General features: G+C 62.1%; 15 protein-coding genes. 10 read left to right on the top strand and 5 right to left on the bottom strand.

What is annotated here, in order from left to right:
- The first annotated feature begins 256 nt into the window (after positions 1–256).
- The 8 genes from msrA to U0S50_RS01640 all read left to right on the top strand — a co-directional run bounded on the left by msrA (position 257) and on the right by U0S50_RS01640 (position 8,070).
- The gene (gene msrA, locus U0S50_RS01675; RefSeq protein WP_322307276.1) at positions 257–886 is read left to right on the top strand and encodes a peptide-methionine (S)-S-oxide reductase MsrA; all 630 of its coding nucleotides are present in this window, start codon (positions 257–259) and stop codon (positions 884–886) included.
- Between the two features lie 138 nt (positions 887–1,024).
- Positions 1,025–2,164 (top strand): class A beta-lactamase, encoded by a 1,140-nt coding sequence (gene bla, locus U0S50_RS01670; RefSeq protein WP_322307012.1) that lies wholly within the window; start codon positions 1,025–1,027, stop codon positions 2,162–2,164.
- 5 nt (positions 2,165–2,169) lie between these two features.
- Entirely contained in the window at positions 2,170–2,487 is a 318-nt protein-coding gene (locus U0S50_RS01665) for a hypothetical protein (protein ID WP_416194937.1), read from the top strand.
- A 132-nt stretch (positions 2,488–2,619) separates the two neighbouring features.
- Positions 2,620–3,828 carry an ADP-forming succinate--CoA ligase subunit beta gene (gene sucC, locus U0S50_RS01660; RefSeq protein WP_322307010.1) on the top strand — a complete coding sequence of 403 codons (1,209 nt, stop codon included), beginning with the start codon at positions 2,620–2,622 and terminating at the stop codon, positions 3,826–3,828.
- Between the two features lie 111 nt (positions 3,829–3,939).
- Entirely contained in the window at positions 3,940–4,689 is a 750-nt protein-coding gene (locus U0S50_RS01655) for an electron transfer flavoprotein subunit beta/FixA family protein (RefSeq protein ID WP_322307009.1), read from the top strand.
- 94 nt (positions 4,690–4,783) lie between these two features.
- Positions 4,784–5,713, top strand: coding sequence for an electron transfer flavoprotein subunit alpha/FixB family protein (locus tag U0S50_RS01650; RefSeq protein WP_322307008.1), 930 nt, complete (start codon positions 4,784–4,786; stop codon positions 5,711–5,713).
- Positions 5,714–5,724: 11 nt separating this feature from the next.
- On the top strand, positions 5,725–7,089 hold the full coding sequence (locus tag U0S50_RS01645) for a DUF389 domain-containing protein (protein ID WP_322307007.1): 1,365 nt from the start codon (positions 5,725–5,727) through the stop codon (positions 7,087–7,089).
- A gap of 81 nt (positions 7,090–7,170) precedes the next feature.
- Positions 7,171–8,070 carry an energy transducer TonB gene (locus U0S50_RS01640; protein WP_322307006.1) on the top strand — a complete coding sequence of 300 codons (900 nt, stop codon included), beginning with the start codon at positions 7,171–7,173 and terminating at the stop codon, positions 8,068–8,070.
- A 28-nt stretch (positions 8,071–8,098) separates the two neighbouring features.
- On the opposite strand, the gene U0S50_RS01635 is transcribed toward U0S50_RS01640, so the two are convergent.
- Positions 8,099–8,410: an alkylphosphonate utilization protein gene (locus tag U0S50_RS01635; RefSeq protein ID WP_322307005.1), complete on the bottom strand. Its 312-nt coding sequence runs from the start codon at positions 8,408–8,410 to the stop codon at positions 8,099–8,101.
- 102 nt (positions 8,411–8,512) lie between these two features.
- Between U0S50_RS01635 and U0S50_RS01630 the strand changes: the two genes are divergently transcribed.
- Complete coding sequence (locus tag U0S50_RS01630) at positions 8,513–10,252, top strand: D-aminoacylase (RefSeq protein WP_322307004.1); 1,740 nt, start codon at positions 8,513–8,515, stop codon at positions 10,250–10,252.
- A gap of 57 nt (positions 10,253–10,309) precedes the next feature.
- Here the strand turns inward: U0S50_RS01630 and U0S50_RS01625 are convergent, their stop codons facing one another.
- The 4 genes from U0S50_RS01625 to nhaA form a co-directional block, all read right to left on the bottom strand.
- Positions 10,310–11,437, bottom strand: a complete 1,128-nt coding sequence (locus U0S50_RS01625) for an aminotransferase class V-fold PLP-dependent enzyme (RefSeq protein WP_322307003.1) — start codon at positions 11,435–11,437, stop codon at positions 10,310–10,312.
- Positions 11,434–12,207 carry a tryptophan 2,3-dioxygenase family protein gene (locus tag U0S50_RS01620; RefSeq protein WP_322307002.1) on the bottom strand — a complete coding sequence of 258 codons (774 nt, stop codon included), beginning with the start codon at positions 12,205–12,207 and terminating at the stop codon, positions 11,434–11,436. Before U0S50_RS01620 ends, U0S50_RS01625 begins: the two co-directional genes overlap by 4 nt.
- A gap of 152 nt (positions 12,208–12,359) precedes the next feature.
- The gene (locus U0S50_RS01615) at positions 12,360–13,721 is read right to left on the bottom strand and encodes a hypothetical protein (RefSeq protein WP_322307001.1); all 1,362 of its coding nucleotides are present in this window, start codon (positions 13,719–13,721) and stop codon (positions 12,360–12,362) included.
- Complete coding sequence (gene nhaA, locus U0S50_RS01610) at positions 13,718–15,004, bottom strand: Na+/H+ antiporter NhaA (protein WP_322307000.1); 1,287 nt, start codon at positions 15,002–15,004, stop codon at positions 13,718–13,720. Before nhaA ends, U0S50_RS01615 begins: the two co-directional genes overlap by 4 nt.
- A 144-nt stretch (positions 15,005–15,148) precedes the next feature.
- Between nhaA and U0S50_RS01605 the strand changes: the two genes are divergently transcribed.
- Entirely contained in the window at positions 15,149–16,582 is a 1,434-nt protein-coding gene (locus tag U0S50_RS01605; RefSeq protein ID WP_322306999.1) for a glycosyl transferase family protein, read from the top strand.
- Positions 16,583–16,688 lie beyond the last annotated feature (106 nt).

The following is a 16,688-nucleotide window of genomic DNA, read 5'->3' as shown; positions in this document are numbered from 1 at the left end:
ACTGCACGGTCGGACGGGGCGCGCCATATCGTCGGTGTAACCGGGGCGCTGTCGCCCACGAACCAGATATATGAACAAGAATGAGGCTCCCCATGCTTGCCATGCTCCGCTCCGACTGGTTTCCGGCCATGCTCGCTGGCTTTGTGATCGGTGGACTGTTTGTGATGTTCCAGCAGCCGGCGCTGGCGCTATCGCTCTGACGGCCGTCCGTCGCGGCGCTGTTTCGCGTACGCTGGCGGCATTCGTCGCGGGTGCGATGCTGGCGCAATGTGCCCCAGCCCAGGCCGGGAATATCGTCCGTCTTCCCGCGGCAGCAGTCGATCCGGTCGTCAAGGAAAAGCGTAAGGTAGCGGTTCTAGCGGGTGGTTGCTTCTGGGGTGTCGAGGGCGTTTTCAGCCACGTGAAAGGCGTGATCTCGGTCGAATCGGGTTATCATGGCGGTAGCGCGGCCACGGCTCGATACGAATTGACTCACGACGGCACATCCGGTCACGCTGAAGCGGTGCGCATCGTGTATGACCCTGCAAAAGTCAGCTATGGCACATTGCTTCGTGTGCTTTTTTCGGTGGTCGCCGATCCGACACTTCGAAATCGCCAGGGTCCGGATGTGGGCGCACAATATCGGGCGGCGATCGTCCCGATGGATACCGTTCAGCGTCAGGTTGCGACTGCTTATCTGGCTCAAATCGCGAAGGGTGGGCATTTTTCCCGGCCCCTCGTCGTTCCGGTCGAATCCTACAAGGCCTTTTATCGTGCAGAGGCGGGGCATCAGGACTTCATGCGCCGCAATCCCGACAATGCCTATATCCGGCGGTGGGATGCGCCCAAGCTTGCGGCGCTTAGGCGCCTCTATCCGACGCTGGTGCGAACCACGCCGGCCCCTTGAACCCGCTTGGTTCCGCCGCTTGTCGCGGTTCGGGACTCTTTCATCGCAAATTGCTGGCAAGCGGCCGGCCCATGCAGGACCATTATGACCGCCGAAAAGGCGGGGATAATGATTATGGGTCGCTTGTACGGGGTTTGGATGAAGGTTGAAGTTTCGGCGAAGCCGCTGTTCGCGGCGGCGATGAGTGCAGTCGTTTTGGGGGGGTGCGTCAGCAGCGCGGCCATCGTGCCGCCGCCACGCGAGGCGCCGCGTACCGCGCATGGTGCGGTGACGGTTCCGATCGGGCCGCCGGCACGACCGGTCGCTGCGGCTCAGGCGCCGCGTCCCCCGGCCGATCCCGGATTTCGTCGCGCGCCTCCGGGGCTTGAGGATCGGATCGGCCAATTGTGGCGCAGTTTTCCAGGAAAGACCGGTATTGCGGTCCAGCGCATCGACGGCGAATGGGCCTTCGCCCAGCGCGGCGCCGACCTGTTTCCGCAACAGAGCGTCTCGAAGCTGTGGGTGACGATGGCGGTGCTCGATGCTGTCGACCAGGGACGGATCAGCATGGATCAGAAGGTCCGGATCGGTCCCGACGATCTTACTCTGTTTCACCAGCCGCTCGCCGCGCGCGTTCGTGCCGAAGGGGCCGTGACGATGAGCGTGCGCGACCTCGTTGAAACTGCGATCACTCACAGCGACAATACCGCGAACGACAGCTTGCTTCGTACCGTCGGGGGACCGGAAGCGGTGCGCCGTTTCATCCGCAGCAAGGACCTGGGCGCCATTCGTTTCGGACCAGGCGAGCGCCTGCTGCAGAGCGGGACCGCAGGGCTCGCTTGGCAGCAGGCCTTTTCGGTGGGCCGGTCGTTCCAACAGGCGCGTGCCGCATTGCCGGAGGCAACGCGCAAGGCGGCGATGGATCGCTATCTGGCCGATCCGGTGGATGGCGCGAGCCCGGCGGCCATTGCCGCGGCGCTGACCCGGCTCGCACGGGGGAGTTTGCTGTCGCCGCAATCGACCGAATATCTGCTCGGGGTGATGAGCCGGACCAGAAGCGGACCGCGCCGCTTGCGTGGGGGGTTGCCCGCCGACTGGAAGTTTGGTCACAAGACAGGGACCGGACAGGATTTCAAGGGGATGACGGCGGGGTATAATGACATCGGCATTGCCACGGCACCTGATGGCACCCGTTATGCCATTGTCGTTTTGTTGGGCGATACGACGGCTTCCGTTCCGGCGCGCATGTCTCTGATGCAGGCGGTGTCGGGCGCCGTCGCCGAATTTCACGGAAGATGACGGCGATGAAACGGGCTGCCTTTTCTTCGGTGGTTGCGGTGCTGGCGCTGGCACTCACGTCCTGCGCTACCCCGGAAACGCGACTGCGCACCGGGCTCGTGAATGCGGGGCTGTCCAAGCCGATCGCCGCGTGCATGGCAGACCGCATGGTCGATCGTCTGTCGCTTTTGCAGTTGCGGCGGTTGGGCTCGCTCGCCAGCCTGAAGGACGAGCGAGCCGACGATCTGACGCTCAAGCAGTTTCTCCACAAGGTGCGGGCACTTAAGGACCCGGAAATATTGACGGTGACAGTCAGTTCTGCCGCCGTCTGTTCTTTCGACTGACCCTTTGCCGGTCGTCCCGGCGGGCTTCGCATCGGAAAAGGCGGCACTTGCGGGGGTGGCAATCGCTGCGGCTTTGTGCTTATGCGGCGCCGATTATCTCCCGCTCCTAGAGTCGAAAGGCCCGGCTGACCGATGAACATTCACGAATATCAGGCAAAGGAATTGCTCGCGAAATACGGCGTCGCCGTGCCCAAGGGCATTGCCGCGATGAGCGTCGAAGAGGCCGTGGCAGCGGCAAAGCAGCTTCCCGGGCCGCTTTATGTCGTGAAGGCGCAGATCCACGCAGGCGGCCGTGGCAAGGGCAAGTTCAAGGAACTCGGCCCCGATGCGAAGGGTGGCGTCCGTCTGGCGAAGAGCCTCGAGGAAGTCGAGGCGCATGCCAAGGACATGCTCGGCAACACGCTGGTGACGATCCAGACCGGCGAAGCCGGCAAGCAGGTCAACCGCCTCTACATCACCGATGGTGTCGATATCGGCAAGGAATTCTATCTCGCGCTGCTCGTCGACCGGGCGACCAGCCGTATCGCCGTTGTTGCCTCGACCGAAGGGGGCATGGATATTGAGGAAGTCGCGCATTCGACGCCCGAAAAGATCCACACCATCACCATCGATCCGGCGACGGGTTTGCAGCCGCACCACGGCCGTGCGGTGGCCAAGGCGCTCGAACTGTCGGGCGATCTCGCCAAGCAGGCGGCCAAGATCCTCGACGGCCTCTACGCTGCCTTCCTCGGCACCGATGCCTCGCAGATCGAGATCAATCCGCTTGCCATCTGCCCGACCGATGAGGGCGACAAGCTCTATGTTCTCGACGCCAAGGTTGGCTTCGATTCGAACGCGATGTTCCGTCACAAGGATCTCGCTGAACTGCGCGACCTGACCGAGGAAGACCCCGCCGAGGTGGAGGCGTCGGAATATGACCTCGCCTATATCAAGCTCGACGGCAATATCGGCTGCATGGTCAACGGCGCCGGCCTTGCGATGGCGACGATGGACATCATCAAGCTGCACGGGGCCTTCCCGGCGAACTTCCTGGACGTCGGTGGCGGCGCTTCGAAGGAAAAGGTCACCGCAGCGTTCAAGATCATCCTGAAGGACCCCGCGGTGCAGGGTATCCTTGTCAACATCTTTGGCGGAATCATGAAGTGCGACATCATCGCCGAAGGCATCGTTGCTGCGGCGAAGGAAGTGAATCTGTCGGTTCCGCTCGTGGTGCGCCTCGAAGGCACGAATGTGGAGCAGGGCAAGGAAATCCTGGCCAGCAGCGGCCTTGCTATCGTTCCGGCGAATGATCTTGGTGACGCGGCCAAGAAGATTGTGGCAGAGGTCGCGAAAGCGGCCTGACATTGACGGCCCTTCCGCCCCGCGGCGGGAGGGCCTCAGGTCACAGGTTGACGTTTACGTAAACGCCAATTATGGCGCGGTGCACAATTTGCTGAGAGGAGCTTTTAGCCCATGAAAATCCTCGTTCCCGTGAAGCGGGTGCTCGATTACAATGTGAAGCCGCGGGTGAAGGCCGACGGCACGGGCGTCGACCTGGCGAACGTCAAAATGTCGATGAACCCGTTCGACGAGATTGCGGTCGAGGAAGCGATCCGGCTGAAGGAAAAGGGCGCCGCGACCGAAATCGTCGCGATCAGTGTCGGCCCGGCCAAGGCACAGGAAACGCTGCGCACCGCGCTTGCTATGGGTGCTGATCGCGCGATCCTGGTTCAGACCGATGATGAGGTCGAGCCGCTGGCAATTGCCAAGATACTGAAAGCTGTCGCCGACGCTGAAACGCCGGGCCTGGTGATCCTGGGCAAGCAGGCAATCGACGGCGACAATAACCAGACCGGACAAATGCTCGCTGCGCTCACCGGCTGGGCGCAGGGCACTTTCGCCAGTGCAGTCACGGTTGAGGGCGATCATGTCAGCGTCACCCGTGAGGTCGATGGCGGTCTTGAAACGGTGAAGTTGAAGCTTCCCGCCATCGTCACGACCGACCTGCGTCTCAACGAGCCGCGCTATGCGTCGCTGCCGAACATCATGAAGGCAAAGTCGAAGCCGCTCGATACCAAGTCGCCCGCCGACTTCGGCGTCGATACGAGCCCGCGCGTCAAGACCGTCAAGGTATCGGAGCCGCCGGTCCGCCAGGCAGGTATCAAGGTCGCCGACGTCGACGAATTGGTCGCCAAGCTGAAGGCGATGGGCGTCCACAGCTAAATCTACCCCCATTCGTGTCGGGCAATCGCGACACGACCAGGCAACGCTTCTCGGAACCGCCGCAGCGGAAGAGAAGGGATGAAGGGATAAGTTTATGAAAACTCTGGTTTGGGTCGAACATGACGGTTCGTCGGTCAAGGACGCCACTCTCGCCGCAGTGACTGCCGCATCGAAGCTCGGCGAAGTTCACCTGCTCGTCGCGGGTGAGGGCGTTGATGGGGTCGCCAAGGCGGCGGTTGAGATCGCGGGCGTGCAAAAGGTGCATGTCGCGGACAACGCTGCTTTCGCCCATGCGCTCGCCGAAAACATCGCCCCGCTCGTTGCCGAGTTGATGGCGAATCACGACGCCTTCGTCGCGCCGGCGACCACGACCGGCAAGAATGTCGCTCCGCGCGTCGCCGCGCTGCTCGACGTCATGCAGATTTCGGACATTCTTTCGGTTGAAGGACCGAAGAGCTTCACCCGGCCGATCTACGCCGGCAACGCAATCGCGACCGTTGAATCGTCGGATACCAAGCTGGTTCTGACCGTTCGCGGCACGGCCTTTGAAAAAGCGGCGGCCAGCGGTGGGTCGGGTGCGATCGAAGCCGTGTCGGCGGGCGGCGATGCCGGCCTTTCGAGCTTCGTCGGCGCAGAGATCGCGAAGTCGGAGCGGCCCGAATTGACCAGCGCGAAGATCATCGTGTCGGGCGGTCGTGCGCTGGGTTCGAGCGAAAAATATGAAGAGGTCATCACCCCGCTTGCCGACAAGCTCGGTGCAGCGCTCGGCGCCAGCCGCGCCGCAGTCGATGCAGGCTATGTGCCGAATGACTATCAGGTCGGTCAGACCGGAAAGATCGTCGCGCCGGAAGTCTATTTTGCAATTGGCATTTCGGGCGCGATCCAGCATCTTGCGGGCATGAAGGATTCCAAGACGATCGTTGCGATCAACAAGGATGAAGATGCCCCGATCTTCCAGGTCGCCGACCTCGGCCTCGTTGCTGACCTGTTCAGCGCCGTGCCCGAGCTGACCGGCAAGATTTAACGCGACTGCCGATGGCCGGCCACCATCCCGGAGTGCCCGGACTGGGCGACGCGCCGTTCAATGCCGGTGGTCGCCGATCGGCAAGACCGGGGCCGGGGCGGGAAATCGACGACGACGACAGCGCGGGTGTGGGTGAAGAAGAAGTCCACGGCCGCGCCCTCGTTCTGGCCAGCGTTGCACGCGACGCGCGGCTCAACCAGAAATTCCTGTTGCTGATCACCCTGTCGGCAGCGATTGCCACGCTGGGGCTGCTGCAGAGTTCGACCGCCGTGGTCATCGGTGCCATGTTGGTGTCGCCGTTGCTTGGCCCGATCATGGGCGTTGGGTTTGGGCTCGCTACGCTCGAAACCAATCTCATCAAACGCTCGTTGATCACGATGGCGGCTGGAATGGCGGTCGCCATCCTCGTCGCGATGCTGATCATCTGGGTATCGCCGATCAAGGACGTCACCCCTGAAATCCGCGCTCGGACGCAGCCGACGTTGCTCGACCTCGGGGTTGCGGTCGTCGGCGGCATCGCGGGCGTTTACGCGATCATGCGTAAATTGTCAGGGGTGATGGTCGGGGTCGCGATCGCAACCGCGCTCGTCCCACCGCTTTCGACGATCGGCTTTGGCATTGCGACAGGTCGCTTCGATTTTGCGCTCGGCGCGGCATTGCTGTTCCTGACCAACACTCTGGCCATCGCCTTTGCTGCAACCGTCGTGGCGCGGCTCAATCATTTCGGACCGTCGTTGACGCCGCAGCATACGGCAATGCAGGCGGCAGGCATTCTGGCGACGCTTGGCATTCTGGCGATTCCGCTTGGGCTCTCGCTCAATGGCATCGTGCGAGAGATCGGCGCACGCAGTACGGTCCAGTCTGAACTCGACAATCTGCTCGACAAGGATGATCGCGTCGACAGTCTCAACGTACGGATGGAGGGCGAACAGGTCGCCGTCGATGGCGTGGTGATCGTCGATCAATATGCGTCTCGATTGAACGCGGAACTTGCGCAAGCGGTGCGCGCGAAGCTGCGCCGGACGATCCGCGTCAACATCGTGCAACTGCGTCAGCAGACGAACGCGGCGGTCCAGTTCGAGGAACAGTTGATCCGCCGCGTGGCGACGCTGGAGGAGCGCGATGACGAAAGCCGCAAGGTGCTGGCTGGACTGACGGTGGGCGGGCTCGTTCCACGCGAGCATGTGCTGGTCGATGCGCAGGCGCGGCGAGTGGTGATTCGTCGCGATCGCGAGGCGGAGGGCGAACAGGTCGCGGCCGCGATCGACCGCATCATCGCGACCGTACAGCATGACCACCCTCGCTGGCTGCTTGAAAACGGCGCGTTGACGGCGGCGGAAGAGAGCGCTGACGAGGGAAGAGAAACAGGCCAATAGCGGCCGCCGGTCCTGCGAATCCGCGAGGGTTGTGATTTGCAAAGGATTCGATAGACTTGCCCCCCGTTGCAGGGGGAAGAGATGTATCGATTGATCGGCCTCGGCCTCGGCCTCGCTGGCTCCGCATCCGTCGTTGTGCCCGCCATCGCAAGAGAGCCGCTTCATCTCGCGCCGTCGTCCAAATGGGTTGTCAATTATGCGGACGATAGCTGTCGGTTGGCGCGTTCGTTCGGCGCGGACAACAAACGTGTCGACCTGATTCTCGATCGTTTTCGCCCCGGCCGGCAGGTTGCGCCGACGCTGGTGGGTCAACCGATCGCCATTCGGGGGGATGTCCGGACGGTCATTTTTCGTTTCGGTAGCGATGGCGGCGGACAAAAGCGGGAGTTCGAGGTCGGCCGGATGCAGAATGGCGATCCTGCAATGATCGTCACAGGACGGCTTCATGTTTCCGGACCGACCGAGGCGGAAGAACGCGTCGAGGACGGGGACGAGGATGCCGGCGAGCCGGAACCGTTTGGTTCCGACCTGGCAAGCAACAATGCCGTCACATTCGTCGATATCCGGATTCCTGGAAAGCAGATCGTGCGTTTGGATACCGGTCCGATGGGGGCGCCGATGAAAGCCCTGGCCGATTGCACCAGCGATCTGCTGCGTGGCTGGGGTATTGATGTCGATGCCCATCAATCGCTCTCGCGCCGCGCGGTTCCGGCTACCAAGGTCGGTAAATGGTTGTCATCCAGTGACTACCCCGTGGCAATGTTGATCAGAGGTCGACAGGCGCTCGTCCATTTTCGATTGATCGTCGATGAAATCGGCAAACCGAAAAGTTGCCATATTCAGCAATCGACGCGGCCACAGGCATTTGATGATGCGGTCTGCCGAGGGATCATGGCAAAAGCACAGTTCAAGCCAGCGCTCGACGCGACGGGAAAACCCATCATGTCCTATTATGTGAACCGGGTGCGTTTCACCCTGTAGGAAAAAGCGTCCGTCACACCGCCACGCTTCAGCGTTTCCGGACGAATTCCGCGCGGAGCACCAGGCCCTTTATGCCTTCGTGGCGGCAGTCGATTTCCTGGGCGTCGCCGGTCAGTCGGATCGACTTGATGACCGTTCCGACCTTCAGTGTCTGTCCCGCGCCCTTTACCGTCAGATCCTTGATCAACACAACGGAGTCGCCGTCGGCCAATAGATTTCCCACGGCATCGCGTACCGGCGGGCCAGCTTCCGCAGCTTCGGCCCGCGCGCGCGCATCCGCCGCTGGCAGCCATTCGCCGCTCGCCTCGTCATAGACATAATCGTCATCGTCGTTCGTCATGGGGTCGTCCTGCGCCCGAAAAGCGGCGGGGTCAATCGCCCTTGGTTTCTCGCCAATCCATGATAGGTTTCGAGGTGAAACCAAAATGACGGGAGAGCGGAGATGCATGATCTGGTGATTCGCGGCGGAATGGTGGTCGACGGTTCGGGCGGAAAGCCGCGGACCGCCGACGTCGCGATCGATGGCGATCGCATCGTCGCGATCGGTGACAACGTGGGCGCAGGCCGCGAGGAAATCGACGCCGTTGGCAAGATCGTGACCCCCGGCTTTGTCGACGTCCACACCCATTATGACGGTCAGGCCACCTGGGACGCCGAAATGGCGCCGTCTTCATGGCACGGGGTCACGACGGTGGTGATGGGCAATTGCGGTGTCGGTTTTGCGCCGGCTCGCCCCGATCGGCACGAATGGTTGATCAGCCTGATGGAAGGGGTGGAGGATATTCCGGGCACTGCCCTTGCCGAAGGGATGCGTTGGGATTGGGAGACTTTCCCCGAATATATGGATGCGCTGGAAAAGCTGCCGCGTACCGTCGATGTGGCGTGCCATGTTCCCCACGGCGCGGTGCGTGCCTATGTATTGGGTGACCGCGAGCGGCCGGGCGCGGTGCCGACGGACGAGGATATCGCCGAAATGTCGCGCCTGGTCGAGGAAGGGGTGCGCGCCGGCGCGCTCGGTTTTTCGACCAGCCGCACGGTGCTGCACAAATCGATCGATGGCGAACTGGTTCCGGGCACCACCGCGACCGCAGAAGAATTGATCGCGATCGGCCGCGCAATGGGGCGGGTCGGCTATGGCGTGTTCGAAATGGCGAGTGACCTGAAGCGCGAGTGGAATGAGTTTGCGTGGATGGGCGATCTCAGTCGCGAAACCGGCTTGCCCGTAACCTTTGCCGCACTTCAGTCGATCGCCAAGGAATTGCCGCTCGAGGAACAGATTGCCGAGATGCGGCGGCAGAATGCGACTGGCGCAAACATCGTCGCGCAGATCGCATTGCGCGGAAACGGGGTGATCATGGCCTGGCGCGGCACCGTTCATCCCTTTCGTTTCAAGCCGGCATGGGCAGAGATAGAGCGGCTGTCCTGGGACGCGCAATATGAACGGTTGAAGGACCCGGCGTTCAAGGCGCGAATGGTGGAGGAGGACAATGTATTCCCTGAAAGCGACATCATCGATTTTCTGAAGATCGTCGCGCTCGGTTGGCCGGTCCAGTTCGAAATGGACGCCGATTTTAACTATGAGCCGCGAATGGATGAAAGCATCATGGCGCGTGCTGCGGCTGCCGGGATTTCACCCGCCGAATATGCCTACGACCTTATGATGAAGGATGAAGGCAAGGGTTTCATCTATTTCCCGATCCTCAACTATCGTGACGGCAATCTCAACTTTCTGGAGGATCTGCAAGCGGCGGGCGACACGGTGAACAGCCTGTCCGACGGGGGTGCGCATTGCGGGACGATCTGCGACGCCGCTTCGCCGACCTTCATGCTCCAGCATTGGGTGCGCGACCGCGAGGGACATCGCATCGCGCTCGAACATGCGGTCAAGCGTCAGTGCCGCGATACTGCGCTTCTTTATGGGCTGGAGGATCGGGGACTGATCGCGCCCGGCTATCTCGCCGACCTCAATATCATCGATATGGAGCGGCTGAAACTGGGCAAGCCGTGGTTGGCCTTTGATCTGCCGGCAGGCGGAAAGCGGTTGCTGCAAAAGGCCGAGGGCTATGTGGCGACAGTGAAGTCGGGCCAGATCACATTCCGCGAAGGCGAGATGCAGGGCGCAACCCCTGGCGGGGTCATCCGCGGCCCCCAGCGCGCCGAATTGGCGATCGCTGCGGAATAGCGCACTCTGTTTCGATGGGACTGTTTCCTCCGGCTGTCGCCGGAGGAAACATCCGGGTCAGGCAAGTGCCGCTGCGGTGCGTTCCACGTCGCCCAGGTCATTATAGGCATGGAACGACAGGCGGAGGATCGTGCGGCGAAAATCGGCTCTGATACCATGCGTATCGAGCTTTGCCGCAACATGCGGTTGGTCAGTCCCTGTATCGATGCACAGCGTCCCGCCGATGGCGCCGGTCGGCCAGCGCCATTGCGGCGTGCGCTCTTCGAGGGCGCCGCGCAAGGCTGCCTGAAGCGCACGATTGTGCGCTCCAATCGCCTCGATACCGATCGCCGCGATCGCTTCGATCCCTGCGGTCGACAGGATGAAGGGCGCGACATCGGGGGTGCCGCCCCACCAGCGGCGCGCATCGGAGGCATAGCGGAAATCGCGAATGTCCATTTCGAACGGATTGTCGTGACTCCACCAGCCGCGTTCCATGGGCATCAGCACGGTACGGTCATGAGGTGCGACCCACAGCCACGCGGCGCCGGGACCGCCGCATAGCCATTTGACGCTGGTACCAATCACCGCATCGACATCCCAGACGGCGGGTGTGACGGGCACAATGCCCACCGACTGAGCGCAATCGGCGATGCAGCGCGCGCCCGCCGATCTCGCCACCTTGGCGATTCCCGCGATGTCGGCGCGGGCGCCGCTGTTGGAACTGACGTGCATCGCAATGACCAGCGCGACATTCTCGTCCAGCGCCGCGGCCCATATGGCAGGATCGCGCGCATCGGCGTCATCGGCCAGATAGCGCGTCGTCCACCCCGCTGCCTCGAGTCCGCCCGCGACATAGCCAATGGTTGGAAAGGCGCTTGGCGCGATCAGGATCGTTCGGCGGTCGGTTGCCTGTCCCAGTGCCGACAGATAGCGCGACAAGCCAGCGCTGACATTGGCCGCGGGGCAAAGGTCGCGGGCTTCGACGCCGATCAGCTTGCCCAGTGCGCCGCGCCAGCTATCGATCGCCTCGATCCAGTTGGGCCATGCTTCGCCCATCTCGGCCCATGGTGCGAACAGCCGGTCATGCAGCATGGTTTCGGCGCTGCGCGGCAAACAGCCGACACTGTGACTCTTGAGATAGGATACGCCCGGTGGTCGATGAAAACCCTCGGCGACGGAGGTGGGAAGGATGGCGCCGTTCATAGTCCGCTGCCGTGGCCGGCGGTGGACGCGCCCTCGCTGATGCTGTCGCGCTTTACGCCATATTCTGCGCCCCAGCGGTCGGTCATCTCGGCGCGAATGTCCCACAGTTCCGGGAAGAAGCGGTGCCTTGCGCCAGCATTGAGCAGTTCGACCGGACGACCTTTTAGCGACTTCGAGCCCATGCCGATCGACCGATGGATCAGATAGATGTGATGAGCGCGAAAGATCTGGAACAGTTCGTCAAACTCGATCAGTGCCTCGGCGACCATATAGGCTTCGTCATGGACATAGCCGGTATCGTAGATATCCGCGACGCTGCGTCCCGTCGGGTCGAGGTAGCTCGCCTTGTACCGCGCCCACAAAGGCTGGGGCAGTGTCAGCAGTAATTGAAAACCGGGGCTTTCCTGTCCCGACCCGTTGCCGAGCTGAAGCCGGATCGATTGATAGTCGAAAGGGCTCATCGTTTCGAGCAACGACAATTGATCGGTCATCAGGCGCATGGTGCGGTTGACGCGGTCGAACAGGGTCAACACGCGCATTGTCTCGCCCGCTGCCATATGTCCGTCGATTTCGACGAGCGTGAAGGCCATCAGCTTCATCCACAATTCTTCGACCTGGTGGACGATCTGGAATTGCAGTTCGTCTGGGGCGCAAAGCGCAGCCAAGGGTTTTTGACACTCGAGCAGCCGGTCGACGGCCAGATAGACGCCATAATCCTTCATGGCGGGGGTTTCGATACGGCGATGAAGTTCGTCTTTTTCGATAAGCATGGGCGTGGCCCTTCTTTGGCATGGATGCACGGATAGGAACGGAGACGCGCGCAGAGGCGCGCGCCAGAGCGTTCAGCCGCGCGGTGCCACGCCGGCCGGAGGGCGGCGGGGCGATCCCGCTTGTCCCAGCCAAAGAAGGGGTAGCGCCTGTTTCACCGGACCTTCAGGTCCGATGGAAGCGTTGGTTCGCTCACGATATGCGCCATACGACGCCACATTTCGTCGCGATCGGGATTGCCGCGCTCGACATGGGCGCGAACCATTGCTTCGCCGAGGCCATAGTTGATCACATAGCTGCGATATTGATCGGTAAAGCTGACCGACTGTTCGGCGCGTTTGGCCGAAACGAGCTGATATTTCTGGGTCAGGGTGACGGCGGTTGCACGGTCGATTTCGCCATCCAGATATTGCTGCGCAATGGTAAGCCGCGCGCCCGAAAGCGCCTTGGTTGCGTCGAGCAACTGCCAGTAGCGATCGTCGCTGGGGGGCGACATGCCGGCGATCGGCATCAATATGTCGCGTTCGGTGTCCGCCTTTGCGGCACCTGGGAACGAGAGGGTGATACCGTAATTGGCCGACCCTTCGGCGATCAGGCTTTGTGGGCTGTACAGGGGATAGACACTGAACTCCTGCCATCCCCGCTGTTCGACCAGTTGCTCCTCCAGCTTCATGTTGAAAAGATGGTGCCCAGGATAACCCTCATGACAGCCGAGATCGAGCGCTCGTGACAGCCGGATCGGCAGGTCGGTATTGACCTGAATCAGGCTGTGATACCGGCCCTGATAATAATTATATCCGCTCCAGCTTTTGCCGGTGACGAACTCAAGCCGAAAACTCTCCCCATCCGGCATCGCTATATGGGCCGCGCTGCGGCCCCGGCACCGCGCAATGGCGGCGTCGAACACCGGTTGCAGCCGATCCTTGGGAATGGTGAAGCCGTCGAGAAAGGTTTCGACACGCTCGGCCAGCGGGCCATCGCCGGGCACCAGCGCCTCAATCTTTGCCAGCGCGGCATCATAGCTCGTGAGCGGCTTCAATGCAGGCCGGACGCCAAACAGCCGCTGGGCTTCTTCGATGAAGGGAAAGCGGGTCCCCTGCATCATCAGCAGTCGTGTTTCGGCGGCTCTCAGCTGAGCGCGCAGAAAGGCTGTGCGCCGTTTTTCCATCGGGTCGGTCAGCCTCGGTGTCAGCTTGTCAAGCTGCGACATCAGCGCGCGCGCTTCTGTGATCAAGGCTCCCTTGTCGCGCGGCGCAGCCTTTGCGGCCTCCATCAATACGGCGGGACCATAATAAGCGTCGACATAACCGGCCTCATGCGTTCCGGTTTCCAGCGTCAACCGCAGATAGGAATCGGCAACGGTGTCGAGGGCAGCCGTCATCGGCGTACGCCGAACATCGACCGTGGGGACTCCGACAACATTCTCCGGCGCCGGCTGGGCCATGGGGGTGGCGCAGCCCGCCAGCGCCGCCGCCAGCAGGGTGAACGAGAGAGGGGCGGTAGTACGCGAGGTCATGCGGCGGGGGCGTTTCGCGCTTCGGATGTGTCGCTCACGTCCCCATCGCCGCTGATCTCGGCATCCGACTGTGCTTCGATCCTTGCATGGTCGCGATGCGGCGGAGCGAAACGCAGCACAGCATAGCCGCCGAGTGCGGCGACCAGCGAGCCCATCAAAATGCCGATCTTCGCTTCTTCGACCAGCAGTTCATTGCCGGGGAACGCCAGGCCACCGATAAACAGACTCATCGTGAAGCCGATACCGCACAGCATCGCGACGCCATAGATTTGCAGCCAGGTTGCACCGCGCAGCTTCCCTGCGATGCCCAGCTTGACGCTGAGCCATACGCTGCCGAAGATGCCGATCTGCTTGCCGAAGAACAAACCGGCGGCGATGCCCAGCGGCAAAGGCGCGAAAATCTGTTCAGTGGTCAGCCCGCCCAAATTCACCCCGGCGTTGGCGAAACCGAACAGCGGTACAATGGCAAACGCAACCCAGGGATGCAGAGCGTGCTCCAGGCGGTGGAGCGGCGAGGTGGCGCTGTCGGGGGTGCCCGGCGTCCGTTCGAATGGAATGGTCATTGCCGCCAGGACGCCGGCGATGGTTGCATGAACGCCCGACAGGAGCGTGGCATACCACAGGACGACGAACATCAGCATATAGACGACCAGGTTCTTGACGCCCATGCGGCTGCACGCGAACATGATACCCAGGACAAGGGCGGCGGCGGCAAGCGCCATGACGTTGATCTTTGCCGTATAGAAAAGGGCAATGATCGCCACCGCGCCCATGTCGTCGACGATGGCGACCGTCACCAGAAACAGTTTCAGCGATGTCGGTGCGCGCTTGCCCAGCAGCGCGAGTACGCCCATCGCAAAGGCGATGTCGGTCGCCGCCGGGATCGCCCAACCTTGCGACAGGCCGGGGGTGCCGCCCGCGAAGGACATATAGAGCGCGGCGGGAACGGCCATGCCGGCGGCAGCGGCGATCATGGGCAGTCGCCGCCGGTCCCAACTGGCGAGGCGTCCGTCAACGAACTCGCGCTTGATTTCCAGGCCGACGAGCAGGAAGAAAATCGCCATCAATCCATCATTGATCCACAGATGGACGGTCATCGGGCCCAGCTTGTCGGTCAGAACCGGGCCGGTCTCGGCATGGATGAAATGGCTGTAACTGTCGTAGAACGAGGAATTGGCGACGATCATCGCCAGAATGGCCGCGAAAATCAGCAGCATCCCACCCGCGCTTTCGCTTTCTAGAAAATCGCGCAAAGCGGAGCGGGACGAAGCATTCTGGGGCATTTTGGTCAGCGGCCTTTTTCTGTTCTGAACGGTATGCCGCCTCTAGTAGCGTGCGGACCCCGCCCCGTCACCCTTTACAAACCGGAAAGCGTTACTACGCCTTGCGCAATTGAGGTCAACGCCATGTGGGGATGGGGCTGGCGCATGGATTTCTGGATTGCGTGGGCGCAATGGCTGGTTCAAGGCGTCGGCTATGAGCTGATGCTTTTTGCCTCGGTCGGTATCTTGCTGATCGGCATCGACGATCTATCTTTCGACGTCCTCTGGTTTGTCCGGCGCGCGCGGCAGCGGCCACCTCTTGCGCCGCTCGGAGAAGGGCCGCGCCTGAACGGTCGGATCGCCCTTTTCGTCCCGGCGTGGGATGAGCGCCGCGCGCTGCCCGCGATGCTGCGGCGGACGCTTGCGGCATGGGATGGGCATGATTTCCGAATCTATATCGGATGCTATCCCAACGATCTGGGAACATTGCGATCGGTGTCCGGGTTGGTTTCGGCCGATCACCGATTGCGGCTGGTGGTGGGCGAGCGCGATGGCCCGACAACAAAGGGCGACAATCTTAATCGATTGTGGGCCGCGATGGGGGCGGACGAGCGGTCGGATGGCATGCGGTTCGCGGCGGTCGTGCTTCATGATGTCGAGGATCATGTCCATCCGGGGGAATTGGATCTCTATCGCCGTCTTCTGGTCGACCATGCGATGGTCCAGATTCCTGTCGTGCCTTTCGTCGATCGGGCCGGGCGATGGGTGGGCGGCCATTATGCCGATGAATTTGCCGAAACGCATGGAAAGGAATTGGGACTACGATCCGAGCTCGGTGTGCCGATCCCTTCGGCCGGGGTTGGTTGCGCGTTGGGGCGTGGTGCACTGGCGCTGTTGGCGATCGAACGCGGCGGGAGCCCCTTTCGTGCTGACAGCCTGACAGAGGATTACGAGGTTGGCCTGCTGATCGGCGCATATGGCCTTCGTGCCTGTTTCGCCGATTGCCGCGATGCGCGGGGCGAACGTATCGTGTCGCGCGGTCCGTTTCCGGTGACGCTCGAAGCTGCGGTGCGGCAAAAGGCCCGTTGGATTGCTGGCATCGCGCTTGCAGGTTGGGCGCATCTTGGCTGGCTGGCGTCCGACATGACGGCACCGGGGCAAGGCTGGGCGCGGCGCTGGCTCAATCGCTGGATGCTGTGGCGTGACCGGCGGGCGCCATTGGCTGCATTGATCGTCCTCGCGGCTTATGCGGCCCTGATATTCGCCGGGCTCGATTGGATTGGACAGCGTGCGCTGGGGTGGCCCGCGCCCGATCACCGCGGAACGGTGGACATGCTGTTGACGGCATCGGCCGCGCTATTGATCTGGCGACTGGGTATGCGGGGGCATTTTACCGCGCGCTGGTACGGAATCCGGGAAGCGCTGTTCGCACTGCCTCGAGCGTTCATCGCCAATGTCATTGCGATCCTTGCTGCGCGGCGTGCGCTCTCAACTTACTGGCGCATGTGGCGGTCAGGCAAAGTTGTGTGGGACAAGACCGCGCACGACGAAAACATGCAGCGACCACAGCCCGCCCCTGCACGGGGGCGCTTGCCATGAAAAAGGCGCTTCCAGCGCTGCCATCGCGTGGCGATGCTCCGGCCCTGCGCTTTCTCTTATTATGTTTGGCGGGCTGGGCCCTGCTACGCATGGTGGATGGTTGGAC

The sequence above is a fragment of the Sphingopyxis sp. genome (genome assembly GCF_034380315.1).
GTDB lineage: Bacteria > Pseudomonadota > Alphaproteobacteria > Sphingomonadales > Sphingomonadaceae > Sphingopyxis.
The sequence above is the reverse complement of the archived record's forward strand: the minus strand, read 5'-3'. Positions and strand labels throughout refer to the sequence as shown.

Excerpts from the sequence above, each read along its gene's own strand:
- msrA (WP_322307276.1), top strand. The coding sequence starts at position 257 with ATGCTGGCGCAATGTGCCCCAGCCCAGGCCGGGAATATCGTCCGTCTT.
- bla (WP_322307012.1), top strand. The coding sequence starts at position 1,025 with ATGAAGGTTGAAGTTTCGGCGAAGCCGCTGTTCGCGGCGGCGATGAGT.
- U0S50_RS01665 (WP_416194937.1), top strand. The coding sequence starts at position 2,170 with ATGAAACGGGCTGCCTTTTCTTCGGTGGTTGCGGTGCTGGCGCTGGCA.
- sucC (WP_322307010.1), top strand. The coding sequence starts at position 2,620 with ATGAACATTCACGAATATCAGGCAAAGGAATTGCTCGCGAAATACGGC.
- U0S50_RS01655 (WP_322307009.1), top strand. The coding sequence starts at position 3,940 with ATGAAAATCCTCGTTCCCGTGAAGCGGGTGCTCGATTACAATGTGAAG.
- U0S50_RS01650 (WP_322307008.1), top strand. The coding sequence starts at position 4,784 with ATGAAAACTCTGGTTTGGGTCGAACATGACGGTTCGTCGGTCAAGGAC.
- U0S50_RS01645 (WP_322307007.1), top strand. The coding sequence starts at position 5,725 with ATGGCCGGCCACCATCCCGGAGTGCCCGGACTGGGCGACGCGCCGTTC.
- U0S50_RS01640 (WP_322307006.1), top strand. The coding sequence starts at position 7,171 with ATGTATCGATTGATCGGCCTCGGCCTCGGCCTCGCTGGCTCCGCATCC.
- U0S50_RS01635 (WP_322307005.1), bottom strand. The coding sequence starts at position 8,410 with ATGACGAACGACGATGACGATTATGTCTATGACGAGGCGAGCGGCGAA.
- U0S50_RS01630 (WP_322307004.1), top strand. The coding sequence starts at position 8,513 with ATGCATGATCTGGTGATTCGCGGCGGAATGGTGGTCGACGGTTCGGGC.
- U0S50_RS01625 (WP_322307003.1), bottom strand. The coding sequence starts at position 11,437 with ATGAACGGCGCCATCCTTCCCACCTCCGTCGCCGAGGGTTTTCATCGA.
- U0S50_RS01620 (WP_322307002.1), bottom strand. The coding sequence starts at position 12,207 with ATGCTTATCGAAAAAGACGAACTTCATCGCCGTATCGAAACCCCCGCC.
- U0S50_RS01615 (WP_322307001.1), bottom strand. The coding sequence starts at position 13,721 with ATGACCTCGCGTACTACCGCCCCTCTCTCGTTCACCCTGCTGGCGGCG.
- nhaA (WP_322307000.1), bottom strand. The coding sequence starts at position 15,004 with ATGCCCCAGAATGCTTCGTCCCGCTCCGCTTTGCGCGATTTTCTAGAA.
- U0S50_RS01605 (WP_322306999.1), top strand. The coding sequence starts at position 15,149 with ATGGATTTCTGGATTGCGTGGGCGCAATGGCTGGTTCAAGGCGTCGGC.